The organism is Wolbachia endosymbiont (group A) of Norellia spinipes (genome assembly GCF_964273535.1).
This window is the reverse complement of record NZ_OZ187006.1, coordinates 148,586-173,971: the sequence shown is the minus strand read 5'-3', so window position 1 is coordinate 173,971 and position 25,386 is coordinate 148,586. Positions and strand designations below refer to the sequence as shown.

Here is a 25,386-nt window from a genome sequence, read left to right as displayed (position 1 = left end):
CTGCATATAAATTTCCAAAACTATCCATAACAAGTTAATATTTTCACATGAAAAAGCAAAAAATCCCAATAGCGGTAATAATAACAATAGTTGTACAGACTGTAGGGTTAATCTGGTGGTTGGCAAAACTCGACCTACGTGTACATATCCATGATAAATTTGTAGAAAAAAACCAAGAACTAATCGAAATAGTCTATCGACTTGAAGAGAGAGTGAAAAACCTCACTGAAGAAGTCAACGAACTTGAAGCTATTCACAAACACAAATAAATTTTACAGTGACAAAGTACATTTTATCTGTAGATGGAGGTGGCATTAGAGGGATAATACCTGCCATTATTCTAGCAGAAATTGAATCTAGGACAAAAAAGCCAATTTCCCAGATTTTTGATTTAATGGCAGGAACCTCAACCGGTGGGATTATTGTTGCTGGACTTTGTAAAAGCAATAAACTTCAATACTCTGCCAATGATTTGGTTGAACTTTACCAAGAGTATGGAGCATATATCTTTCAATCATCATTTTGGAGAAAATCAATTGCTTCTTGGCTGAGTGGTTCTCAGTACTCATATAGAAATATGGAATTTATTCTCAACAAATACTTTGGTGAAAGTACTATGGCCGATGTTGCGAGTAATCTACTACTCACCAGTTATGACATTCACAATAGTTGTGAATTTTTCTTCAAAAGTTGGAAAGAAAAAAACATTAAGTTGAAAGATGCACTCAGAGCTACAACAGCTGCTCCAACGTACTTCACACCAAAACGTCTGAAAATTAGCCAAACAGAGAGAGTATTGATAGATGGTGGAGTGTTTGCAAATAATCCAGCGGCTTGTGCATATGCAAGTGGTAAGAGGTTATTTCCAAATGATGAGATTATACTGCTATCAATAGGCACTGGTGGAACAGGTAGAAGTATAAAGTATGCTAACTCAAGGAAATTTGGCAAAATAGGGTGGATCAAGCCACTACTGAATGTGATGTTTGCTTCTGGATTGGATTGCGTTGATTATCAACTAGAACAAGTAATAGACGATAAATATATAAGAATACAATCGCAATTGAAAGTAGCATCGACTGAGATGGACAATATTACACTCAAAAATATCAAATCTCTTCAGCAAGAGGCAAATGCAATGATAGAGGACAACCAGAAATTAATAGATAAACTTTGCGATTTCATATCTTAATTTATACCAAGCAAAATTCAACTGAGCCAAAAAAGTTGGTTAGCAAATTCTGCTGGTTAAATCATTAACTAACTTTACTTATATCTTAAACACATTCAATTTTCACACTCACCCAACTCATCAGCAGTTAGGCCACTTGCTCGCACAATAATATCAATAGCAACACCTTCCTTAACTAGATCTTTTGCAATCTTGATTTTCTCTGCTTTTTTAACCTTTTCTTTACCAGTTTGCATTCCTTCAGATAAAGATCTGGCTACCGTATCCAGTAATTCTTGATCCTCAATTTTTTCGCATTTACCTATAAACCCAAAAACTGGCTCATTTTCATATTCTGTTAGTCCAAGAGCTTTAATGTTAACTGATAATGTCTTTGCTATCTTATATAATATTTCAATTGGAATGTTTGTATATCCTCGTTCATAGTCGTGTATTTCTTTAGGTGTTGAACCGATTTTATTTGCCAAGTCCTCCTGAGTGTATTCCCGTATTAATCTCTGCTCTTTTATCCTTTTCCCCACTTTGTAGAGTATAGAATCAGTACAAATTTCTTTCTCTATATCATCATATTCATAAGTAGATAAGCGAGTCACTTGGGAAATAATATCAACTGAAACTCCTTCTTTCACTAGATTCTTTGCTACTTCTATTTTCGCTTCTTCTTGGCTAATTTTCTCGCTAATATATACAAACCTTACTAATGGATACAGCTTCTTGCGTAATTCCTGATCCTTAATTTCTCTATGTATTTTTGTTAGATAGACTATTTCTTTATCCTCATCTTCATACCAACTGTTTTCTCTTAGTACTGTTGGTCCTGGAAGTAGATCTATAACATTAACTGACAATGCTCCGCTATTATATACGATTCTTTGATTGTAATAGCCTTGCACCCTAGTTCAAAGTTATGTATTTCCTTATATGTTAAACCAATTTTGCTTGCTAATTTTGCCTGAGTATACCCTTGTACTATCCTACAACCTTCTATTTTTTTCCCCAGCTCGTAGCTTACTGAGCCAATATGCTCTGAATTATCATAGATAAATCCTCTAAAAGCTGTTTTTCCTACAGAAGCAAACATATATTCTATCACAAAAAAATCCACTATTGGCTAAGTTTCTATGAAATCACAAAAATTTCTCAATCATATAATTTGATAAGCCTGTCGTTTGCAAGATAATATCAACAGAAATTCCTTCTTTCACTAAATTCCTTGCAACTTCAATCTTCTTTTCCTCTCTGACCTTTTCTCTATAAACATGTATACCTTCAAATAAAGACTTGATTAGCATATCGCGTAATTCCCGACTCTCAATCTTTTTGTATTCTTCTATCAACTTTGATAGCTTTTCTTCCGCTTCACTATCCTCATCTGATTCGGGAAGTAGATCTATGATACTGATTGATAATACCTTTGCTATTTCATCTAACATTTCAAGTGAGACAGCAGCTCTCCCTTGTTCATATTCGTATATTCCTTGATTTGTTATGCCAACTTTATTCGCTAAATCTTTTTGTGTATATCCTCGTATCAATCTCCACTCTTTTATCCTTTGCCCTACTTTGTATGGAACCGGAATTTTGTTCTCCTCATACTCACCAATAGATAAGTTAGTTGTTCGAGAGATAACATGAGCAGAAACTCCTACTTTCATCAAACCCCTTGCTACTTCTATTTTTACCGCTTTTCTGCTTCTTTCCTCACTCAAACGAATAAATTTGGTTAATAAATAAAATACCTCGCTTAATTCTTTATCTTTATAACCCTTTACTAAATTTAATATTTCTTCATCTTCAAAATATCTTTTTTCATTTGGTAGCGTCTCTCCACACACTAGACCTTTAACATTTACTGATAATGCTTCTGCTATAGCATATAATTTCTTAATTGGAATTTTACGACTCCCTTTTTCATATTGCAGTATTGCCCAGTACTTTACACCAACCTTCTCCGCTAAATCCTTCTGAGTATACCCTCTCTCTAACCTCCAATTTTTTACTTTTTGCCCTACCTCACAGTCTAGACTTTTTTCCATACAAAGAACCATACATATAATATTTTCTACTATAGCTCAAAGGCTCCAGATATAATGGTAGACTCTGGAACCTTAAAATAAATGAATTAAAGCCCCCTAAAAGTTTCTTTACTATTTTCACGTACTTTATCTACCCATGAAGACAATTTTTCACTTGGGCTATCAACCTCCTTCATAAGCTGCTTGCTATTCCATATGCCACATCTCATAAAACTTCCCTTTTCTACTGCTTCTTTAAGTTTTACTCCAGCAAAAAGACAATTTTTTCCTATTTCTTCGCCTCTTTCTTGTAATTTAGACCACATTTCCTTATTTTCTACTCTGACTTGTACTTGATCATATTTTTTTACATCGTGGTACAATATAATATCTAGCTTACCAATGCTTGTAGGAAATTCTAATATAATAGAGCTTCCATCTGACATATCGATATAGTTTCTTATACCTCCCTTCTCACTTTTAACCTCAACTGCATCATTGCCAATTTTTAAAATATTACTTCCTAGCTCTCTTTTTGCTTCCAGTATTTTGGCTACCTCTACCTTGCTATCCCCAGAAAATTCTATATACGATGTTGTATTATCTATTTCAACATCTATTAATTCTCCTTCTTGCACAGCACTTTCGCCAGCTTTCTCTAGTTCTTCTAGTCTCTCATCTATATGTGGCTGAACTTCTGGTTGTAGCTCATTATAGATTTCACCTATCAATTTATTCTCCAATAAAGTATCATGAAACTCTGCACCGTTTAGAATTAATTTACGTATTAGCTTTTTACGATCAGCCTTATCAAATTTATGAAAATGTGTGCCCAGTATCACATATTCCGCGAGGCTCCACTCTCCATCATTACATGCATTTAGCCTTGCTCCAGCAGCTAGTGCTTCGTCTACAACCTTGTGCAGTTCATTTGGACTTTTTGCTCTTACCACAGCACTCTTAAACCAGCTCAACTTTTCTGCACTTGGCTTTATTTTTTTCAAAGCTGAAGCAAATGGATTTTTATCTTCTTGATCACTTACAGGTTTTGTGCCATAAACATAGTCAAATCCTTTCCCATAGTTGATTTTGTTTTCGCGAACTTCTCTACCAGGGAAAGGTGCTATTTCTTCAGACTTTTTAGCCTTATTAATTTTGCTTACAAAGGTGGATTGCTCCTTAGTACGACCAATTCCTACAATAGCATTTAACACCTCACCTTTTGATAATCTATCAAGATCAATGTTTAACTCGTAAGTACCTCCTTCTTGATCATCAAAAGGTACAATTATTTTATTAACCATATTAGCCTCCGCTATTAAATATACTTTACTAAGTCTATAACCTACTTTATTATTAATTCAATATATACTTTCTCATTAATTATAAGCAATGATTAATGTGATTGCAAATACTTTCTTCATTCAAGTAGTTAAACAACTCATGAAAATCTTCAAACATCTGCTTTATAACAGTCCTTGCTCTTTAAAGCTAAAATACCCAACACTTGTGATGATAATGTGATCCAGCAACCTAATCCCTATAGTCTGACAAGCTTTAGCCAAGTCTTTAGTTACAGCTTCATCCTCATCAGATGGCTTTAACCTTCCTTCTGGGTGGTTATGCGATATTATTATTGACGTCGCTTTTCTTATTAATGCCTTTCTTGTTACTTCTCTTATGTAAAAAGGTACCTTATCCACTGTACCAGTGAACACTTCTTCCCCCTTTAAACGGCACTTTTGATCAAAATATATTATTTTCATCTTTTCCTCCTCTGAATAACCAATACTCACCCTCAAATATTTTACTATGGTTTCCAAGTTATCCATTACAGGTCCTTTCTTTAACTCTTCTCTTGGTACTCTCTTTGCAGCTTCCTTTAGGCATAAAATTACTGCTACTGTAGAGTCAGTTATCCCTTCTATAGTTTTCAAGTCATCTATTTCCTGGCCTAAAACTCCTCCTATTCCAAAACTATCTATTAGCTTTCTAGCAATAATTCGAGCTTCTTCCCTGTCATGCACTGCACTTAGAAACGTTTCTATTACTTCACGATCAAGTAGTGCTTTAATGTTAAGGACAATAAGAGCAGAACACCTTTAGAATTAGCAGTTGCACATGGTCATTTGCAAGTGGTTAAAATGTTACTGCAGTATAAAAAAGTAGATATGAATGCTAAAGGCAATGATGATTGGACTATACTGCACATTGCTTCACAGGAAAGTAATTTGGAAATGGTAAAATGTCTAGTAGATGAAGGGTCTAATATTAATGCTAAAAATGCCTCTGGATCAAAGCCTATACACATTGCAGCTAGAGAAGGTTATAAAGATACCGTAGAGTTTTTCCTTAGCAAGGGGTTGAGTATTAATGAGCTTGGTACAGCTAACCAGACATTACTACACTATGCTGCAATGAAAGGTCGGTTAGAAGTTGTAAAGTATTTGATAGCACAAGGTGCTGACGTTAATGCTAAAGATACTAATGGCTTAACCCCTATGCATATTGCTGCTAATTTTGGTTATAAAGACGTTATTGAAGTTTTATTAAAAAATGGTGCAGTTTATAACGCTGTTGACAAGCTTTGTAGAAGACCATTAGAAATGACTAACGATAAAGACGTTATCAATCTATTAGCATCAACTGAGAAATTATTTGAGGCTGTAAAACGTAATAGCTCTTCAGAGGTTGAGAATTACATTAAAGCAGGAGCGTTTGTTAATGCCAAAAATGCTGATAGTGTAACACCATTATATTATGCTGCATGGAAGGGCTATGATGGAGTTGTCAATATTCTATTACAAAATAAAGCTAATCCTAATGTGGTTGGTAACAAGGGGTTTACTCCTCTGCATTATGCTGCTAAGTTCTCTCACTTAAAAGTTGTAAAGGCCCTATTATCTAATGGTGCAGTATACAATGCTGTCTCTGACAGTGGGAAAACACCATCAGATTTTACTGTGGATAAAAGTATAACTAGCTTATTTAAACTAGTCAGTGAATCATTTAAAAAGGTTAAAGATGGTAATGCTCAAGTTATTAATGACCTAAATAAGATAAAGGATATTGATACAGTAAAAGCAGTGATGAGTGCTCGTAATAGAGAGAACAAAACGTTAGTAGTTGCTGCAGTACATAGTAACTTTTCAAAAGTCGAGCAGTTGAAGCAGATATCGCAAAGTGACGTATCCGCTCAGATTGATACAGCTTTAGTGCTCTTGAATCAAGGCAATTACCAAAAAGCCTTAAGTATTTTCAGAAGCGCATTTGAAAGAAGAAAAGAAATACTAGGACCAGACAATCCTGGTACTTTAGATATTCAGACATATATAGCCAAAGTGCTATATAAGCAAGGAATTTACCAAGAAGCTTTAAATATGCTTAAAGAGATTTTTCAGAAACAAAAAGAAATGCTGGATTTAAACGATAAGGATACTTTAAGTACAAGAAGTACAATCGCTTTAGTGCTGCATAGACAGGGGAAAGATGAAGAAGCTTTTAATATTTATCAAGAAGTCTATCAGAGACAAAAGGAAATACTAGGGTCAAATCATTCAGATACCTTAAATACTCAGTTTCACATGGCATTAGTATTAGATAAACAGGGAAAATATGAAGAAGCGTTAAATATCAATAGGGCAGTTTTTGAAAAGAGGAAAGAAACACTAGGTACACATGATCTAGCCACTGTGAGTGCCAAAAATAATATAGCAATGGTACTAGCTAACCAAGGTAAATACGAAGAGTCCTTAAAAATCTATAAAGAGGTTTTTGAAAAGAAGAAAATAATTTTAGGTATTAATCATGCTGATACCTTGAGAACGTTACATAACATTGCTGGGGTACTCTTCAATCAAAATAAATATCATGAAGCCTTGAAAGCTTTTCAAGAGGTTTTAAATATCCAGAAAAAAGCTTTACAACAAAATCACCCAGAAACCTTGAATACTCAATACAACATAGCAAATGTACTTTTTGCTCAAGGGAAATGGATCAGCGCACTTAAAGTCTACAGAGAAAGTTTTGATCAAAGAAAAGCTGTTTTTGGACCAAGTCATCCGAGTGTTTTAGATATTTTAAAAAAGATAGAGATGATTAATTTTAGATTTAAGCTTGAGGGTAGCGAAGCATCAGAGGTTCTCCAGCATCTGCAGAAAGATATCAACATTGCTGCTAGTAAAGGTGATATACGAACTGTTCAGCGTCTGTTAAAAGATGGAGCTGATGCCAACGATAAAGATATTGATGGAAGAACACCGTTGCATTACGCTGTTAGCAATGGACACATAGATATTGTAAACATCTTACTAACAAATGGAGCTAATGTTAGTCAAGTTACTAATAAAGGTAATACACCATTACACACTGCTACTTCCAAATGTTACAAAGAAATTGTTGAGGTTCTGTTACAACATATCAGTCGTGATAAATTAAATGACTTTGTTAATGCTAAAACTACTTCTAGTGGTACTACATCACTTCATGTTGCAGCTAAAGGTGGCTCCTTGGAAGTTGTAAAATCTTTATTAAAACATGGTGCAATTTATAACATCAAGAATAAAGAAGGTAAAGCACCACTTGATCTTTCTCGAGACCAAAATATTACTAACCTATTGAAATTAGTAGAAGAGCTGTTTGAGAATGCAAAAAATGGTAATGTTGAAATTATCAGTAAGCTGAAAGCAATAAAACCCGATGAGCGCGTAGCTGTAACAAATGCTCGTGATGATCAAGGCAAGTCATTAGTCCAGGTTGCAGTAATCAATAAACACTTAAACCTTGCAAGTAGATTATTAGAAATATTAAAAAGTCCAGATCAGAGTTTACAAGATGTCAGCGTAGAAAATAGAGTAAAGAGTTTGAATTTATAGCTCTCTTAAATGAAACTCTAATGAGGGTGCCAAGATCTAGATCATTTAGAAAATTATAGTGGGCTTTACATCTTATTAATTATAAATTAACTTACTATCTAATCAATCCCTAAGTCATGTATGAGTAACATTTTGATAATATTAGCAGCAGGAAAGAGCAGTAGAATGAATTCTGAATATTCAAAAGCGTTGCACCAAGTGGGAAATCTTACTCTTTTAGAACATATAATTTCTAATGCAAAATTGCTGAGTCTAAAAAGCTTATCAATTGTTGTTAACAACTCCCTTCTAAAAGATTTAGAAAAGTTTGATACCCTAAAAAGTATAATCGATCAATACAATATAAAACTAATAATTCAAGAAGATATTACAGGTACTGGCACTGCAGTTAAAATTGCTCTAGAAAATCTGGAGGAGTTATCTGATCAAGACATAGTTTTAATACAGTATGGAGACACTCCCTTTATATCTAGTGATACAGTTATGAAAATGACTGATTGTTTAAAGTATAATAATTTAGTTCTTCTTGGATTCAATAGTCAAGATGAACAATATGGAAGATTAGTAATTGATAATTACGGAAATGTTCAAAAAATCCTAAAAAATGGAGATAAAATGCTTCTTGCAAACTCTGGAATAATAGTTTCATATGCTAAAGATCTTTTTACCTTAGTAAAAGAAATAAAATTTAATAATTCGACCAATGAATATTGTCTTAATGATATAGTACCCATTGCAGCAAACAATAACTTGAGTGTAGGTTATGTAGTTTCTGATGAAAGAGAAGCAATGGGAGTAAATAATAAAGAGGATTTGATTAAAGCCGAACACTATTTTCAAAAAAAAAGGCGGCCAACTTTTCTTTCATAACTACATTTTCTTATTCATTAATTTAAGTTGACATTTGTTTTATACTGGTTTTATAATAGCTTTTGATTCTTACTTGTAAGATAATTGGTACGACAAATTTTCCTAGTTGTAGTGAGAGGGTATACATGGGGATATTAATAACAGGTGCTGAAGGTTTGATAGGGTCAACCTTGGTGAAAAAGTTAGAAAACCAGGGCCATGAAGTAATAAGCTGTGATATTAGGTTTCACAACAATCCACTCAGTTTTTTTTCAGAAGATATAGTACCACTACTTGCTAAGTGTACAGGAATTATTCATCTGGCTGCAATTTCTCGAGTTATACATGGTGAACTTTATCCTGAACTGTGTAGAAAAATTAATGTTGATGGTACAATGCAGTTTTTAGGGTTATGTAAGTCACTTTCAAATAAACCATGGTTTATATATGCAAGTAGTAGGGAAGTCTATGGAGAGCAGAAGGAACTGCCAGTTACAGAATCTGCTAGTATCGATCCAATAAATAATTATGCCAAAGGTAAAGCATTTATTGAGGAACAAATAACAAGTTCAAAAGATTTTAATGTAGCAATATTACGCTTTTCAAATGTATACGGTGGTTTACTAGATCATAACAGTAGAGTAATTCCTGCACTCTGTATTAATGCATTAAGAGGTGATCCAATTAAAATAGAAGGTAAAGAATGTGTTTTTGATTTTACCTATTTGGATGATGTTATAGAGGGTATATGCTTAACTGTTAAATATTTACAAAGCGAAAAATCTTCTCTTCCTGCTATTCATCTTACTACTAATAGCCCATGTACTTTAGAAAACTTAGCAAAAACAATATTAAAAGTCACGAAAAGTGATTCTAGAATTGATTTTTATCCTCCAAGAAATTTTGACGTAACTAAGTTCTATGGTGATTTTACTAGAGCTAAAGAGCTACTTGGTTGGTCTCCAAAACATTCATTAGAAGTAGGATTAAGTAAATTTATAAAAAGTCTACAAAACAATACACAAGAATATCCTAACAATATAGATATGGTAATATATGAAAATATTAAAAGTTATTCATGGTTACCCTCCTTATTATAGTGCTGGTTCAGAGGTTTATAGCCAAACTCTTGCTCATGAACTAGCAAATAACAATGAGGTACAAGTATTTACTAGGTATGAAAATAGCTTTTTACCTGATTTTTATTACACTACAGTCCTAGATCGTAGTGATTCTCGAATCTTACTGCATTTAATTAATATACCCATAGCTAAATATCGTTACAAATTTATCAATGAAGAAGTAGATATACAATTTAAAAGAGTAATAGATAACTTTCAGCCAGATCTTATACATTTTGGTCATCTTAATCATCTATCAATTACTTTACCAGAAATTGCTTTTAAAGAAAATATACCTACAATTTTTACGCTACATGACTTTTGGTTAATGTGTCCAAGAGGAAGGTTTATTCAACGCAATTCTGAAGATTTGTTACGGCTTTGTGATGGACAAAAGGATCAAAAATGTGCAACCCAATGTTACAAAGGATATTTTACAGGAGATAAAGAATTCCTGAATTTAGACATAAATTATTGGGAACAATGGGTTGCAACTAGAATGAAGCACACAAGGAAAATAATAGACTATATAGATTACTTTATTTCCCCATCGAAATTCTTGATGGATAAATTTACTCAGGATTTTAATGTTCCGATAAACAAAATTTCTTATCTTGATTATGGTTTTGATCTCAATCGTCTTAAGAATAGAAATAGAGCACAAGAAAAAGAGTTTATTTTCGGTTATATTGGTACTCATACTCCCGAAAAAGGTATTGATCTATTATTGAAAGCTTTTTCTCACTTATCATCTAAAGTAAAACTTAGAATTTGGGGAGCAGCAAGAGAAGAAACTAAAGCCTTAAAAGCGATTGCCAATCAGTTTTCACCTGTTGTTAAAGAAAGAATAGAGTGGATGGGAAGTTATGATAATAAGAATATAGTTACTGACGTATTTAATAAAGTTGATGCAATAGTCGTTCCTTCAATTTGGGGTGAAAATTCACCGTTAGTAATACATGAAGCACAGCAACTTAGAATACCAGTTATAACAGCCGATTATGGTGGCATGGCAGAATATGTAAGAGATGGACTATTGTTTAAGCACAGAGATGCAAGTAGTTTATCAGAAAAAATGCAAGTCCTATCTACAAATCAGGAGTTATACAATAAACTTACCCAAAAAGGCTATCCTTATACTAAAAATGGAAATATACCTTCTATAAGTGAGCATACTGAAAAACTTAACAAGATTTACCGTAATGCTATTGAAAAGAAAGGCAAATCAGTAGCTGTTAAACCCGGTCCTTGGAGAATTACTTTTGATACTAATCCAGATTACTGCAATTTTTCTTGTATAATGTGCGAATGTTTTTCACCATACAGTAAAGTTAAAGAAGAGAAGAAAGCTAAAGGAATAAAACCTAAGATACTATCAATAGAAACTATCAGAAAAGTAATTAAAGAAGCAGCTGGTACACCTTTAAGGGAAATCATTCCTTCTACTATGGGTGAGCCTTTAATGTACAAAAGCTTTGATGAAATAATCAATTTGTGCCATGAGTTCGGCCTGAAGCTTAACCTCACGACCAATGGTTCTTTTCCCATTAAAGGAGCTAGAAAATGGGCTGAACTATTGGTACCAATTTTATCTGATGTTAAGATTTCCTGGAATGGGGCAACTAAAGAAACTCATGAAAGAATCATGAAAGGTTCAAAATGGGAAGTAGTGACAGAAAACTTAAAAACTTTCCTTGAAGTTAGAGATAAATACTTTAGCGATACAGGTGAAAGGTGTACCGTTACTTTACAATTAACATTTTTGGAAAGTAATTTACATGAACTCTATGACATAGTTAAGATGGCCATAAAAAATGGCATAGATAGAGTTAAAGGACATCATCTTTGGGCACATTTTGAGGAAATTAAGGATCTATCTATGAGAAGAGATGAGTTAGCAATTAGTAGATGGAACACGGAGGTGAGAAGGTTATACGAACTTAGAGATAATATGCTATTGCCAAATGGTAAAAAGATAAAATTAGAAAATTTCACAATCCTTTCTCAAGAAGGTATTAAGGATTTGGCTCCAGGTGGTCAATGCCCATTTTTAGGTAAAGAAGCATGGATAAACAATGAAGGAAAGTTTAGTCCTTGCTGTGCTCCAGATGAACTCCGTAAGACATTAGGAAATTTTGGTAATGTTAATGAGGTTAAACTCGAGGAAATATGGCAGAGTAGTGAGTACCTAAGCTTACAAAAGAATTATTTAAATTATAAATTATGCAAAACATGCAACATGAGAAAACCTTTGATCAATTAATCAAAGATAATCTTAAATCTATTAAAATTTCACCGTGTGAGAGTTTTCACGAATTACTAGGAAATCCTTTGTATGAAAATAGGTTTATAAAGGCTGGTAAATTTCATGAGCCCGGTCTTGCACCGGTTTATGATCAGACAGGTGCTTATCATATCAATGTAAGAGGAGAAGCAGTTTATCATCATAGATTTCTAAAAACTTTTGGATTCTACTTCAATAGAGCAGCCGTAGAAGATGATACAGGGTGTTACCATATTGATTCATCTGGATGTAGAGTATATAAACAGTCGTATCAATGGGTTGGAAATTATCAGGAAGATGCTTGTATAGTTAGAAGACATGATAAATGTTTTCATATTAATTTAAATGGCAACAGGATTTATCAGGAGGAATATGATTATGTTGGAGATTTTAAGGATGGTATCGCTGTAGTCTATAAGGATGGTAAAGCTACACATATTAATCATCATGGAAAGTTAGTACATAATAAATGGTATAAAAAACTTAATGTTTTTCATAAAGGATATTCTATTGCAGAAGATCAACATGGTTGGTTTCATATAGATATTAATGGTAATCCTGTTTACCAGCAGAGATTTAAAATGGTAGAAGCATTCTATAATGGCATGGCAAAAGTTGAAACTTTTGAAGGTGTGTTAGGACAAATCGATATTACCGGAAATGTAAAGTTTAGTATTTTTGATTTAGGTAAAGAATCTCAAGTGCATAGGATTTCTGCAGAACTTTCAGCCTTTTGGAAAACGTACCTAACAAGCGTTGCTATTGAACTTGATTTGTTAAATATTTTACCTGCAACTATGCCGGTTTTATCTAAAAAGTTAAACATTATCGTACCAAATCTAGAAAGGCTGTTAAGGGCGTTGTGGGAAGTAGGGTTTATTGATTATGATAAGAACAACGACTTGTGGCAACTATCATTAAAAGGTAAGTGTTTTAAGGAAATACCATTTTTGCCAAAAGCATCAATAATGTGGGCGAGAGTTGCCGCTGAAAAGAATTGGTTAAAGATTGCCGATATACTAAAACAGAAGTCAATCTCTTCATTTGAATCTTTTAAGGAAAGAGAAGCATCAGAAGATAAGAAAATAGCGTTTTACCAAGCATTGCTAGGATATTCTAGGTTTGATACTAAAGAGTTTAATTCTAGGATTAATATAGATGGTGCTAAGAATATATTGCTATTTGGTGTACACTCTTTATTTCTTGCTTATTCTGATATACACAATAAAGGTTCCATAGGCCTATATAACGAACATAAAGTGCCAAGACAGTTAGTAGAAAATTTAAAAGTCAAACTTATAACTCAGGAAGAACTATCAGCTACAAATTATGAATTAGGTGTCTTTTGCCGCTTTCTACAGCATTATGATGATGATAAAGTATTATCTTATTTAAAATTGGTCAAAGGAATATCTCGTATTTTATTGATAGAAACTATTTTAGATTACCGCTCTCCAGCTGGAGGCTCTGTAGATATTAATGTAATGGTTGAAACAGGAGGTAAACTAAGAACATTAAGCGATTGGGAAAAAATACTCAAACAAGTAAAAGGATTCAAAATTTTTGCTGTTATACCTTTAGCAGATTACTTATCAGTTATTGATGTCAGGTGTTAATCATATGGAAACATTACAAAAAAATGGTTTTTTTATTATCAAAAATCTGGTTCCTTTAGAGCTAATAACTCAGTCTTTAAGTGATATAACAAATAAGATATCAAAGCTATCCCAAGAACTAAGTGTTTCAACTTCTGACTACTTAAACTGTACCGGCAGATGGGGCACGTCATCTCAAGTAACTAGAATTATCTCTCAAGCATTAGATAAAATTATTAAAAATTACCTTGAAAAATCACTTCAGTGTCAGATACTGCAGAAAAAATCAAATGTTATATGTAAAACTGCTGATTTAATAGATGCAGTTCCCTTCCATCAAGACATCTCCTATAGTTTTAATGATCCTTACCACTTTTCCGTTTGGTTAGCTTTGAATAATGTCAGTGAAACTTCAGGTGCACTACAAATTATAGAAAACAGTCATAAATGGGAAATACAGCCTTTAGTTGATTTTTGGTACCCATATTTTTTTGATCAGCACTCAAATAACCGAGAAAATTACAAAATTAAGTCACTACCTATTTCAGCAGGAGATGCAATAGTTTTTGATTCCCGGTTATGGCATGGTAGTGATAAGAATACAGATGCTAAAGATAGATTTGCTTATGTAACAAGGTGGATTATAAAAGATCAAGACCTTCCCTATGTGCCAAAACCTCAGCCTTCAGTTTTTGGTATACTCAATTGTGGTGAGTTAACAGAATCTATACTGAGAGAATGCTTGTCATTGTTTGGCTACCAGGAAAGTATAAAAGCAAAAAACATGGAAGAACTTATCAAGAGCTGGTTAGCCTTTATTGCAGACACAACTAAAAATATCTCTGAGATCGACACTACTGAGGCTAAGCGAGATTTATATAAGCTGCTTATTCTAAATCAAGCATCAGCACTACATGATGCTGGAGACATCTCAGGAAAAATATACAAAAATTTATGGTTTTCACTACTTGTATTTCTCAATAAAAAAGTCAAAGTAGTGGAGCTAGCATTGTAAATGAACAGAAGTAGAGTTGATAGCTTCAAATGTGTATTGATGTTCATCTTGAATATAGTATCTAAATTCAAGCTTAATGTACTTATAATGTCTTTAGTTGCTCTGGTGGTAGCTGTTGATTTGTCTTTTAGAAAGTATTTAGTAAAAAATATTCTAGATACAGCTGTAAAATATCAGGAAGGTAATGTAATTGAAAATCTTTTATTACCTGTAAGCGCTTATCTTGGCATGGCATTACTTATCACTACTGCTTTTAGATTCTATGGCTATTTTGTTGACATTCGAATGTTTACCTTAATGCGTCAAAAAATAGCTGATATATCTTTTTGTAGGCTACTCCAACAAGACCATTCCTATTATCAGAACAATTTATCTGGAAGCTTAGTACATAAGGTCAGTAGCTTAATGGATAGTGTGATAGAGTTAATAAGATTGCTTATAGATTGTTTTTTCGGTTACAGTATAGCATTAGTCTTAGCTATTTATACCTTATCATTAGTAAACATAAAGTTTGCAATCGCTACATTCACTTGGGTAAGCATTTTTATTTTAGTCTCGATTTTCAGCTTTCGTGTACTTACTGAACTAGCTGATAATTACTCTAAACAAAATTCAAAAGTAATAGCTAGTATAGCAGATAGTATTTTAAATGTTATATCAGTAAGGTTATTTTCTCAGCAAGCACATGAGAGACACAAATTTTTTCAAATATGCAAGAAAAGAACTATTGCAGAGAGAAAATTACAATGGGCATACTTTTGGCTTTGGTTTATATATGGCTATTCATTTGATATACTCCAAGCAGTAAACTTGTATTTTTTAATTCATGATTATCAATTGAACAAGATCGCAATAGGAGATATTGCCCTTGTACTTGGAATTAATATATCGATTATAGAGTTTCTTAACCATCTAACTAGAAATCTTACCCAATTTTCTACTCATTTCGGCAAAGTTTCAGATGCATTGCCAATCTTGAATACCGTACCAGAAATTCAAGATAAGGAAAATGCTAAAGAATTAAATTTATTAAGTGGAAGAATAACGTTTAACAATGTTTCTTTTTCTTATGAAGGTCAGGAGCCATTATTTCAAGATTTCTCAGTTACCATTAATCCTTGCGAAAAGGTAGGTCTAGTTGGTTATTCTGGAGGTGGTAAATCTACTTTTATAAACTTAATCCTAAGGCTATTTGATGTTAAAAAAGGTAATATAGAGATTGATAATCAAATAGTATCAGAAGTTACACAGAGTTCTTTGAGGCAACAAATATCTGTAATACCTCAAGACCCATTGTTATTTCATGATACTATTTTAGCAAACATCATATATGGTAGACTTCAATCTACTATCGAAGAAATAATGAGAGCTGCAAAGCTGGCTGGTATTCACGATTTCATTATGACTCTACCAGATCAATATGGAACTACAGTCGGAGAAAAAGGCATCAAACTATCTGGAGGAGAAAGACAAAGAATAATAATAGCAAGGGCATTTTTAAAAAACGCTCCAATATTATTTCTTGATGAACCAACTAGTCAGTTAGATTCTATAACAGAAAAAACAATTCAAATGAGTTTATTTAAACTGATGCAAAATAAAACTACGATTACTATAGCACACCGTATTTCTACACTTTTACACATGGACCGAATTCTAGTATTTAACAAAGGAAAAATTGTCCAAGATGGTAAACATGCTGAACTAGTTTCTAAGCAAGGTCTTTACAAGGAACTTTGGAATGCTCAAATTGGTTGTTTGAATGGCAAAAAATAAGATGGAAAAAATTATTGATCTGAGAAGTGACACTACAACTCTGCAGAGCTCCAACGTTATACATGCAATAAGTAATGCAACTGTTGGAGATTTTGCTTATGGTGAAGACAAAAGCTGTAATGACTTATCAGAATATTGCAAACAATTATTCAAAGTAGAAGAGGCATTATTTGTAACCAGCGGTATGCTTGCAAATAGATTAGCCATTGCCAGTCAAACAAGTCCTGGTGATGAACTAATAACTCATTATAATTATCACGTTAATTTTTTCGATAGTGCAGGCAATGCAAAAGTAAATAATATCGTATTTAATTGTATTAGAAATAATAGCGGAATCTTAGATGTTGCTGAAGTAGAATGTGCTATTAATTCTAAGCCGAGGTATAAAATTTTTGCTCAGGTGAGTCTTGTTTCTATAGAAAATAGTATAAATGGGTTTAATGGTAAAATTTATCCTTTTGAAAAACAAGTCGAGTTATATCACTTTTTAAAAGCTCACAATGTAAATCTTCATTTAGACGGTGCAAGAATATTTAATGCTCATATCGAAACAAATATTGCTTTAGCAGATTATGCTAAATATGTGGATACAATGAGCTTTTCTTTTACTAAAGGACTTGGCGCTCCTTTTGGTTCAATGCTTATGGGTAAAAGAGAGATAATTGAAAGGGCTAAAAAGCTACAGGTTTGGCTAGGTAGTGGTTATCATCAGATAGGGTATTGTGCTAATGCAGCAAAGTATGTACTACAGAACAATATTTCTAGGCTTAAAGAAGACAATAAACTCGCCAAACTGTTTGCAGACAAGATTAAGGAAATTCCACACATAAAACTGGTACTACCTTATCCAGAAACTAATATAGTAAGCTTTAGTATAAAAGCACTAAATGTAACTAATGAGGTTTTCTTGAGTAAGTGCCAAGCTTATGGTTTATTACTTTTTCCTTGGCTCGAGTCTCATATAAGAGCAGTTACCCATCTTGGCACAAAGGAAACAGACATCATGAAAGCTGCTGAAATTATAAAGGAGGTTGTGTTAAATTTAATATGAGAATAAAAATAGATTTCTTTAGCGATTCAAACACTGACCCTTCAGCTAAAATGAGGGAAGCGATGGCTAAAGCAAAAGTTGGAAACGAAGCTGCATGTGAAGATCCAACTGTGAACGAATTAGTGGCAACCGCATGTAAAATATTAGGTAAACCTGCAGGAATCTTTTTGATTTCAGGAACAATGTCCAATGTAATTGCTTATAAAGTACACATTCAAAGACCTGGTGATTACTTGCTGCTTGATGAAACTTCACATCCGCTCATAGTACAATCTGGCTTGATCGCAGCCCAGGCACATGCCACTCCTTTGCCAATCAAAGGTACGAGAGGAATATTTACTGGAGAACAAATTGTTGAGTTTATTACTCGTCCTAGTTTAAGAAATATTCCGAGAGTTGGGCTTGTTTCTATCGAACAAACGACAAATTTTGGTGGTGGAGCTGTGTGGCCTTTAGAATATATTCAAGAGATCTCAAGTCTCTGCAAAGAGAATGACGTATTCACTCATTTAGATGGAGCAAGACTGTTCAACGCTTGTGCTCATACTAAAATATCTCCAAAAGAGTATGCAAGTTATTTTGATTCGGTATTCATTGATTTTAGTAAAGGATTAGGTGCTCCAATGGGCGCAATATTGCTTGGAAGTGAAGAGTTTATTGAAAAAGCTTGGTACTATAAGTTTCAAATTGGCGGAGGTATGCACCAAGCTGGCATTATTTCAGCTGCATGTTTATATGCTCTACGTAATAATGTAAATTCTTTAGAAGAAGATCATAAAAAAATGCAGCACCTTATAGAAGGCCTAGACTCCATAGATCAAGTTATAATTGATATTGACCTATACAAAACTAATATAGCGTATTTCTCATTACGTAATAATTGTATATCTACTCAAGAATTAATAAACGTACTAATAACAAATTATGGAATTAGAATGGCTAACATCAAAGGTAAAATCAGAGCTATAACACATAGAGATATAAGCTATGAAGATATTAATATTACTGTATCTGCTATAAGAAAGATACTAAGTAAGTAATTTTCTGCACTAATTGTTTGCAAACTTCTTGTCAAATAATATTATACCAATATAGTATTATGCTGGCATCTGCATAGAGCTATTTGGGAATAGGTGTGAACTTTGTCTTCTTTCAATATTTACTATTCTTCTTTGGATATATGCTGCTTTATTTATCAAGACAAAGTATACCAATTGCTCTACCACTGTTAATAGATACTGACCATGTAAAATTAAGCTATTTTTTTGCCTGCTTTTCTTTTTTTTATGGAGTATCAAAATTCGTTAATGGAATAGTCATGGACTCCAAAAATAATCCACTATTTATGTTTGGGCTATGCAATATTGCAACTGGATTATTAACCATTGGTATAACTTTATCATATAATAATCTAACTTTATTACTGTTAACATTAATATTATTAGCTTGGACACAAGGGTTAGGTTGGCCAGCTATTACCAAGTTTATGGTTACAAACTCTAGCCTCTCTTCAATTGCATCATCATGGGGAGTTATGAGCGCATCTCAGCAACTTGGTTCTTGTATTACTTTAATTGTATTACCAAGTATAATAAAAATGTATGATGCAAAGAGTGCATTTTTGTACTCTGGTCTCTTATGCTTACTTTTTGGAATTTATATAATATTAAAAGCATATTACAAAGAAAGTGCCAACTTTACTACCTATTATAAAGTGCATAAATCTCAAATAGGTATCAAGGTAACAAGTTCCATATGGTTTCTATGTTGTGCTACTTTTTTTGCTTATATTATAAAAATGGGAATCTTCTTTTGGTTTCCTATAATTTTAAGGGATAAATTACAAATTTCTCTTGTACAATCCTCACTAATAACAGGTGTATATGATTTAGGTGGAATCCTTGGAACTTTAATCACAGGAAGAATTAGTGATATGTACTTCTTTCAAAATAGAAGCTTGCTGGCATTACTTTACATGTTGGGTATAGCACTCACTTTTATTGCAATGAACTTTGGTCAAAACATAATTCTTATGAACCTTGGTGCAATCTTATCAGGATTCTTTATATTTGGAGTTCAAGTACTGACAGGTGTTATAGCTGTAGAAATTGCTTCACAAAATAATGTATGTGCAATTGTAAGCTTAACAGGATTATTTGGGTATATTGCAAGTTCAATATTTTCATGCGTGCTCTTAGGAGTACTTGTTAAGCACTGTGGTAACAGTATTATGTTTTCATTTTTTTCCATTTGCTCTGTTGTTGCACTCGTTTGCTTTTCCATATTATCAAGCAAAGACCTTAAAAAACTAAGTAAAGCGGTGTAAAAAATATTTCTCAACAGTTAAACTTTATAGATAGATTTTTTACCCAAGGAATAAACATGGTAACCATATCTTAGTAACAGCTCGCTATCTAATAAATTACGGAAATCAAAAACATTAGGTGCAGTCATAATACTCTTTAAACTTGCAAAATCTTGATTTTTAAATTCTTTCCACTCCGTTAACAATAACAAGGCTTCCGCGTCCCTTGCAGCCCCTATAGCATTGTCCGCGTACTCTATATCCTTTAGAACTTGCCTAGCATTATCCATCCCCATTGGGTCATATGCAGTAATTTTAGCCTTGTTATTCACTAACAATTGTGCAATATCTATAGCTGGGCTATTTCTTACATCATCAGTACCAGACTTAAAAGTTAGCCCCCATATTGCTATTTTTTTATTTTGGACTCCATTTAATAGATATTCTACCTTTTTAGCAATGTTTGTTATATGATTATAGTTAGATTCCTTAACTGAATTTAAAATTTGTAGCTTGACATTGTGATCTTCAGCAAGCCTTATTAAGGCCGATAAATCTTTAGGAAAACATGATCCTCCAAATCCTGGACCAGCTTTGAGAAACTCCTTACCTATTCTATGGTCCATTCCCATACTGTTAGCTAAAAGGTCAATGTCTGCTCCTAATAGCTCACATAAACCTGCCATCTCATTGATAAAAGCAACCTTTGTTGCTAGAAAAGCATTAGAAGCATATTTAATCATTTCAGCAGTAACTGTATCAGTGACCATTAACGGAATATTCTTATCTATAAATGATTTATATATAACTTCTAGTTTTGCCCTAGCTAGCTTAGTTTTTACTCCTATTATTATCCTATCTGGGTATAAAAAATCTGATACTGCAGAGCCTTGCTTGAGAAACTCTGGATTAACCCCCAAATCAAAGTTATAGCCCTTATTAGATAAATAATTATATATATTTTCTGCAGTACCAGGAGGAACAGTTGACTTTATCACTATTAAGCAATCTTGATTAACTCTCTCAGAAACTTCACTTACTGCATTATATACATTCTTTAAATTTGCATTTCCTAGGGAGTCTGATGGAGTATCTACAGTTATAAATACTACTTCTGTATTGGGATTTATTTGAAAATACGAATCGAAAAATCTTATCCTTTGTGACTTTATATTATTCTCTAAATAATCTGCTAATCCAGGTTCATATAGAGGAATGTTCCCTGATTTCAAAAGTTCAATCTTCTCAGTATTTATGTCAATGCAATCAACTTTATGGCCCTGCTCCGATAACATTGTACCAGATACTAATCCTACATACCCTACTCCTATAATAGTTATGTGCATTTTATTATCACCTTAAAAATATAGCTTAGCATCTAAAATAAATACCATTAACAATTATAAACTTTTGTTGTTACACTATTTTTCTTAATTGCCTTACCTTCCGAATAAGCTATAAATAAGGTTGATGGTATTAATATCAAAGTACCATATAAAGCACTTTTATCAGGTAATTCATTAAATATAACGTATGCTACTATTGCAGAAATTATTAGCTCTATGTACCTATAAGGTGCAAGTGCAGTAGCATCAGTAAGAGTAAAAGCTTTTAACATAAAGAGCAAAATTAGATTTGAATTAATTCCCAAAATCAGCAGTAATACTAATTCCAACAAGGAAGGCATATGCCAATAAAATAACAAAGGTGGAGTAGAAAAAACAGTTGTCATTAGAGCTGAATAAAATAACATACTTATTACTGACTCTTTTATCACAAGTTTCTTATTAAGTATGTCTAATATAGCAAAGATTAATGCAGATACAATAAAAATAAGAATTTTAGGATTAAAGTCTTCACTATGAGCTTTGATAGTAATAGCAATACCAACAAAACCAATAATAGTTACTATCCATCTTTGCCAAATTATATTTTCGTTTAGTAAAGGGATTGCAAGAAATATAACAAATAATGGTATAGAAAAACTTATAATCGTTGCAGTTACTATGGGGAAAGTACTCAATCCATAGGTCCATAAGACCATTCCACAAAACAACAGTGTTCCTCTAGTTATTTGAATAGATATTTGACTTGTTTTAAAAGCTTCTATTCCATAGTAAAACATAAAAGGTACAAGGGTAATAGTGGTAAACAGAAAGCGGAAAAAAATTATTTCAAAACTCTGAAGATGTAAACTTAGATATTTTGATATAGTATCATTAGCTACACTACTAAGTAAGCTAAGTATAAACCAGATAACCCCAAACAAATAAGCTCTCAATCTGTAATCCATAAAGCTTCTGATTTAATAGATACGATGTACTCATATAATTTTACTACAAAACTAATAATATAAAAGTTTTCTGATGTACGTCCCCAGAATGTGATCGTAAGGGTCCATTATAAATAATTCGGGAAATTTCGTCTCTGTAGACATATTAAGAACTACGTAACGAATGTTTATATTTGTGAGTAATAGTAAGGTTCAAGGTAAGGAAAATGCTAGTGAGGTAAAGTAGAATAACGTTGATTTGATAATTTAAGCTCATCTTCCCTCTTGCTACATCTCTCTTTAAATATCTCCTCTTTTGCAGCAGGTCTATAGAATTATACAGAGTATTTTATCTTCCAATACAGGCAATCTTGACGTTCTTCCATGGCATTTCTTCTGTTCTTGAACTTTTTCCCACTCTGGGCGCACTTTTTCTACAACCTTTTCGAATTCTTCTATTTTCAAACCTGTTACATCTCGAAAATTTCTCGGATGTTCTTTTAGATTATGGTAGTTTAAGCTCATCTTCCCTCTCTATTCTCTTGCTATACCTCCCTATTTTATAACCATTCCTACTCTTTTGCAGCAGGTTTAAAGAAATACTAAAGGCAAAAGATACGCTTGCGTAGTTCGAAAGCTTTCTATAGGATAAGTCTCACCTGATTTACAAATAGAATTGTTATGTTAGATGTTTGCTATTTATTCTTAAGCTCATTTTAACAGCATTTTGCTTTTTTTAGTATGCAGGGGTTTTCTAGGAATTATCCTATTGAATTCTATGATATTATTTTTTGTAACATTGTTATACATATCATGAAACTGAAGGTATTTTATTATCTTCAATCTGTGCAGATTAAACGACAACAGTATTACGTGATTGGCGTCTTATTTTTAATTTTTTGCACTATGTGCACCTTATGTCTTCACAACCTTTCTGGGTTTTTACCCATATAAGCTGAAACGCGCTTACAAAGCGTTTAAGACAGTATAGAACGCCGATTTGCAGGATTAGAGAGTGACAACTAGCTAACACGGGATATCTTTTGCCTTTTTTTCTGCTTAGTAAATTTCTTAAATATTAAAGCTAAGGTTAGTTGCACTTAAAAGCAGCTAAATTGCAGTGTTTAAGACTTAAAAAAACGCCAATACTGAAAATAAACAGTGACCGGGGTTTCTTTTGCCTTTTTTTTATTTGCTTGATATTTATAATAGACCCACACCATCACACTCTGGGACCATACAAGAGAAGGCTACTCGGATGACAGGGAGGAACGGTTGTCGGTAAACTTAGAGCTATAATAACTATTTGCCTTTTTTCTATGCAAGAAGTCTATTGATAAGTCCGTTACAATACAGTATTATAAATAATATAAACCAAGTGTTACTTAGAGCATGGGGATTTTTTTTGAATTTTTGGGAAAGATGCTAGGTAAGGTTTTTCCTGCCAAAACAGTAAGCTCTTTTTTGGGAATAGGATATTTACCAGGTTGGCAGAACTATTGGTCTTCTTTTTTAATATTATTTATTGTCGATGTTATATTGATTTTTACATATGGAGGCGAATATTTACTATATAAAATGCCAAATTCAGGAATAGTTGTAGCTGCTGTTTTTACAAAATTGGCAATAGTTATGTTAGTAATACAATTAATTGGAATATTTATTTTTCATGCTCAGGACCCTTCAGCAAACAGTGGTGAAGAAATAGTAATACAAATAGCGTCAGGGCAAGTATTGACTGTAGCACTTTCAATGCCAGCAATAATGTCAATTTATTATACTGTAAGTAAACTCTATGGGAGTATATGTAAGCAGATGTTTCAATGCCCATTTTGGTTTAATGATTTTATGCACTTTTTCTTTTTTCTTATGATACCTTACGTATTTTTTAATGTCGTAGAAGTGATAAAACCATGGCCAATAAGTTCAATACAACTCAGCTATAATAATGCAATTTCAATTACATTTGAGGGGATTTTTCACACATTTTATGCGGTGATTTTACTGTATTTAACAGCATTTATATTCTGCGATTTAACTATGCATGATGCAATTGTCCTAAATAAAAGCATAATTCAGTATGTGAGGGAAAGTTCAGCAGTTTTAGGTGATTATTTACATAGTGCTGCAAAAAAAATAAATATTGAATAGTACTTATTTATTTATATATTTAGTATAAAAAGTGTGCAATTTGTGTGAATTTACAAAGTATAATAAAAGAGTTGCAAGATTTTTGGGCTGGTGAAGGGTGCGTTATACTTCACCCATACACATCTGAAGTTGGTGCTGGTACATTACATCCTGCAACAATTATGTCTGCAATTGATACAAAACCGACAAAAATTGCATATCTACAACCAGTAATTAGGCCAGCAGATGGACGCTATAGTGATAATCCTAATCGCTTGTATCAACATCACCAATATCAAGTTATAATAAAGCCATCTGGTAATAATTTACAAAACGTCTATTTAGATAGCTTAAAAGCTCTTGGCATATCTACAGAAAAATATGATATTAAGTTTATTGAAGATGATTGGGAAAACCCAAGTGTTGGTGCATCAGGACTTGGATGGGAAGTTACATGCAATGGAATGGAAGTAACACAGCTTACTTATATACAGCAAGTTGGAGGGATTGACTGCAAGATGATTCCTGGTGAGGTGGCATATGGGTTGGAACGTTTAGCAATGTGCATACAAGGTGTAGATAATGTTTACGATATAACTTGGAACGATAACGGTGTAACTTACGGAGATATTTTTAAACAAAGAGAATATGAATTTTCTTATTTAGCGTTAGATTATTATGATACTAAAGTGGTACAGCAGCAATTTGAAGATACGGAAAAATTATGTAAGTTCCTTATTGAAAAGGAGCTACCAATTGCAGCTTATGACCAATGTATTAAAACTAGTCACCTACTTAATCTGCTTGATGCAAGAGGTGTGCTTGGTGTCAATGAACGTACAGCGCATATTGGTAGAGTTAGAGAGCTGACAAAAAAATGTTGCGAATTGTACATGAGTAAATAGCG

At 33.0% G+C, this 25,386-nt stretch carries 20 protein-coding genes and 2 pseudogenes; 15 read left to right on the top strand and 7 right to left on the bottom strand.

All coding sequences use genetic code 11. The annotated features are described in order from the left end of the window. Window positions 1-47 precede the first annotated feature (47 nt). The gene (locus tag ACFZP3_RS00850; RefSeq protein ID WP_108783956.1) at window positions 48-269 is read left to right on the top strand and encodes a hypothetical protein; all 222 of its coding nucleotides are present in this window, start codon (window positions 48-50) and stop codon (window positions 267-269) included. Window positions 270-277: 8 nt separating this feature from the next. Then, a complete protein-coding gene (locus tag ACFZP3_RS00845; protein WP_386086614.1) occupies window positions 278-1,192 on the top strand; it encodes a patatin-like phospholipase family protein in 915 nt (304 codons plus the stop codon). A 95-nt stretch (window positions 1,193-1,287) separates the two neighbouring features. Here ACFZP3_RS00845 and ACFZP3_RS00840 read toward each other — a convergent pair. The 4 genes and pseudogenes from ACFZP3_RS00840 to ACFZP3_RS00825 all read right to left on the bottom strand — a co-directional run bounded on the left by ACFZP3_RS00840 (window position 1,288) and on the right by ACFZP3_RS00825 (window position 5,294). Continuing rightward, a pseudogene (locus ACFZP3_RS00840) lies at window positions 1,288-2,273 on the bottom strand (helix-turn-helix domain-containing protein). Window positions 2,274-2,319: 46 nt separating this feature from the next. After that, a complete protein-coding gene (locus tag ACFZP3_RS00835; protein ID WP_006013992.1) occupies window positions 2,320-3,228 on the bottom strand; it encodes a helix-turn-helix domain-containing protein in 909 nt (302 codons plus the stop codon). A gap of 86 nt (window positions 3,229-3,314) precedes the next feature. Continuing rightward, complete coding sequence (locus ACFZP3_RS00830) at window positions 3,315-4,511, bottom strand: hypothetical protein (protein ID WP_386086611.1); 1,197 nt, start codon at window positions 4,509-4,511, stop codon at window positions 3,315-3,317. Window positions 4,512-4,673: 162 nt separating this feature from the next. Then, complete coding sequence (locus tag ACFZP3_RS00825) at window positions 4,674-5,294, bottom strand: RadC family protein (RefSeq protein ID WP_386087093.1); 621 nt, start codon at window positions 5,292-5,294, stop codon at window positions 4,674-4,676. An 18-nt stretch (window positions 5,295-5,312) separates the two neighbouring features. Between ACFZP3_RS00825 and ACFZP3_RS00820 the strand changes: the two are divergent. From ACFZP3_RS00820 to ACFZP3_RS00770, 11 genes and pseudogenes are all read left to right on the top strand, one after another. Continuing rightward, a pseudogene (locus tag ACFZP3_RS00820) lies at window positions 5,313-5,780 on the top strand (ankyrin repeat domain-containing protein); the annotation flags it as partial. Window positions 5,781-5,813: 33 nt separating this feature from the next. Further along, window positions 5,814-8,081 (top strand): tetratricopeptide repeat protein, encoded by a 2,268-nt coding sequence (locus tag ACFZP3_RS00815; RefSeq protein WP_386087092.1) that lies wholly within the window; start codon window positions 5,814-5,816, stop codon window positions 8,079-8,081. A 120-nt stretch (window positions 8,082-8,201) separates the two neighbouring features. Beyond that, a complete protein-coding gene (locus ACFZP3_RS00810) occupies window positions 8,202-8,951 on the top strand; it encodes an NTP transferase domain-containing protein (RefSeq protein WP_182183378.1) in 750 nt (249 codons plus the stop codon). A 125-nt stretch (window positions 8,952-9,076) separates the two neighbouring features. Beyond that, a complete protein-coding gene (locus ACFZP3_RS00805; RefSeq protein ID WP_386086609.1) occupies window positions 9,077-10,030 on the top strand; it encodes an NAD-dependent epimerase/dehydratase family protein in 954 nt (317 codons plus the stop codon). Further along, window positions 9,987-12,314, top strand: coding sequence for a glycosyltransferase (locus ACFZP3_RS00800; protein ID WP_386086607.1), 2,328 nt, complete (start codon window positions 9,987-9,989; stop codon window positions 12,312-12,314). The genes ACFZP3_RS00805 and ACFZP3_RS00800 overlap by 44 nt, the downstream gene beginning before the upstream one ends. Then, the gene (locus ACFZP3_RS00795) at window positions 12,275-13,951 is read left to right on the top strand and encodes a WG repeat-containing protein (protein ID WP_386086605.1); all 1,677 of its coding nucleotides are present in this window, start codon (window positions 12,275-12,277) and stop codon (window positions 13,949-13,951) included. The genes ACFZP3_RS00800 and ACFZP3_RS00795 overlap by 40 nt, the downstream gene beginning before the upstream one ends. Before the next feature lie 4 nt (window positions 13,952-13,955). Further along, window positions 13,956-14,945 (top strand): phytanoyl-CoA dioxygenase family protein, encoded by a 990-nt coding sequence (locus ACFZP3_RS00790; protein ID WP_264687711.1) that lies wholly within the window; start codon window positions 13,956-13,958, stop codon window positions 14,943-14,945. After that, a complete protein-coding gene (locus tag ACFZP3_RS00785; protein ID WP_264687712.1) occupies window positions 14,946-16,721 on the top strand; it encodes an ABC transporter ATP-binding protein in 1,776 nt (591 codons plus the stop codon). It begins immediately after the preceding gene. 1 nt (window position 16,722) lies between these two features. Then, entirely contained in the window at window positions 16,723-17,772 is a 1,050-nt protein-coding gene (locus ACFZP3_RS00780; protein ID WP_264687713.1) for a threonine aldolase family protein, read from the top strand. Continuing rightward, the gene (locus tag ACFZP3_RS00775) at window positions 17,769-18,812 is read left to right on the top strand and encodes a threonine aldolase family protein (RefSeq protein ID WP_264687714.1); all 1,044 of its coding nucleotides are present in this window, start codon (window positions 17,769-17,771) and stop codon (window positions 18,810-18,812) included. The genes ACFZP3_RS00780 and ACFZP3_RS00775 overlap by 4 nt, the downstream gene beginning before the upstream one ends. Before the next feature lie 95 nt (window positions 18,813-18,907). Further along, window positions 18,908-20,098, top strand: coding sequence for an MFS transporter (locus tag ACFZP3_RS00770; RefSeq protein ID WP_386086602.1), 1,191 nt, complete (start codon window positions 18,908-18,910; stop codon window positions 20,096-20,098). A gap of 17 nt (window positions 20,099-20,115) precedes the next feature. Here the strand turns inward: ACFZP3_RS00770 and ACFZP3_RS00765 are convergent, their stop codons facing one another. The 3 genes from ACFZP3_RS00765 to ACFZP3_RS00755 form a co-directional block, all read right to left on the bottom strand. Beyond that, complete coding sequence (locus ACFZP3_RS00765; protein WP_265017298.1) at window positions 20,116-21,423, bottom strand: UDP-glucose dehydrogenase family protein; 1,308 nt, start codon at window positions 21,421-21,423, stop codon at window positions 20,116-20,118. 47 nt (window positions 21,424-21,470) lie between these two features. Next, entirely contained in the window at window positions 21,471-22,370 is a 900-nt protein-coding gene (locus ACFZP3_RS00760; RefSeq protein ID WP_264687717.1) for a DMT family transporter, read from the bottom strand. 306 nt (window positions 22,371-22,676) lie between these two features. Further along, window positions 22,677-22,874: a hypothetical protein gene (locus ACFZP3_RS00755; RefSeq protein ID WP_155968442.1), complete on the bottom strand. Its 198-nt coding sequence runs from the start codon at window positions 22,872-22,874 to the stop codon at window positions 22,677-22,679. Window positions 22,875-23,741: 867 nt separating this feature from the next. On the opposite strand from ACFZP3_RS00755, the gene ACFZP3_RS00750 reads away from it, so the two are divergent. Both ACFZP3_RS00750 and ACFZP3_RS00745 read left to right on the top strand, forming a co-directional pair. Further along, the gene (locus ACFZP3_RS00750) at window positions 23,742-24,500 is read left to right on the top strand and encodes a phosphatidylglycerophosphatase (protein ID WP_253307312.1); all 759 of its coding nucleotides are present in this window, start codon (window positions 23,742-23,744) and stop codon (window positions 24,498-24,500) included. A gap of 44 nt (window positions 24,501-24,544) precedes the next feature. Further along, entirely contained in the window at window positions 24,545-25,384 is an 840-nt protein-coding gene (locus tag ACFZP3_RS00745; protein ID WP_386086599.1) for a glycine--tRNA ligase subunit alpha, read from the top strand. The last annotated feature ends 2 nt before the right edge of the window (window positions 25,385-25,386 follow it).

Coding starts and splice junctions, on each gene's coding strand:
- ACFZP3_RS00765 (WP_265017298.1), bottom strand. CDS start 21,423: ATGCACATAACTATTATAGGAGTAGGGTATGTAGGATTAGTATCTGGT.
- ACFZP3_RS00785 (WP_264687712.1), top strand. CDS start 14,946: ATGAACAGAAGTAGAGTTGATAGCTTCAAATGTGTATTGATGTTCATC.
- ACFZP3_RS00755 (WP_155968442.1), bottom strand. CDS start 22,874: ATGAGCTTAAACTACCATAATCTAAAAGAACATCCGAGAAATTTTCGA.
- ACFZP3_RS00850 (WP_108783956.1), top strand. CDS start 48: ATGAAAAAGCAAAAAATCCCAATAGCGGTAATAATAACAATAGTTGTA.
- ACFZP3_RS00815 (WP_386087092.1), top strand. CDS start 5,814: ATGACTAACGATAAAGACGTTATCAATCTATTAGCATCAACTGAGAAA.
- ACFZP3_RS00750 (WP_253307312.1), top strand. CDS start 23,742: ATGGGGATTTTTTTTGAATTTTTGGGAAAGATGCTAGGTAAGGTTTTT.
- ACFZP3_RS00795 (WP_386086605.1), top strand. CDS start 12,275: ATGCAAAACATGCAACATGAGAAAACCTTTGATCAATTAATCAAAGAT.
- ACFZP3_RS00830 (WP_386086611.1), bottom strand. CDS start 4,511: ATGGTTAATAAAATAATTGTACCTTTTGATGATCAAGAAGGAGGTACT.
- ACFZP3_RS00790 (WP_264687711.1), top strand. CDS start 13,956: ATGGAAACATTACAAAAAAATGGTTTTTTTATTATCAAAAATCTGGTT.
- ACFZP3_RS00760 (WP_264687717.1), bottom strand. CDS start 22,370: ATGGATTACAGATTGAGAGCTTATTTGTTTGGGGTTATCTGGTTTATA.
- ACFZP3_RS00805 (WP_386086609.1), top strand. CDS start 9,077: ATGGGGATATTAATAACAGGTGCTGAAGGTTTGATAGGGTCAACCTTG.
- ACFZP3_RS00810 (WP_182183378.1), top strand. CDS start 8,202: ATGAGTAACATTTTGATAATATTAGCAGCAGGAAAGAGCAGTAGAATG.
- ACFZP3_RS00835 (WP_006013992.1), bottom strand. CDS start 3,228: ATGGAAAAAAGTCTAGACTGTGAGGTAGGGCAAAAAGTAAAAAATTGG.
- ACFZP3_RS00780 (WP_264687713.1), top strand. CDS start 16,723: ATGGAAAAAATTATTGATCTGAGAAGTGACACTACAACTCTGCAGAGC.
- ACFZP3_RS00800 (WP_386086607.1), top strand. CDS start 9,987: ATGAAAATATTAAAAGTTATTCATGGTTACCCTCCTTATTATAGTGCT.
- ACFZP3_RS00775 (WP_264687714.1), top strand. CDS start 17,769: ATGAGAATAAAAATAGATTTCTTTAGCGATTCAAACACTGACCCTTCA.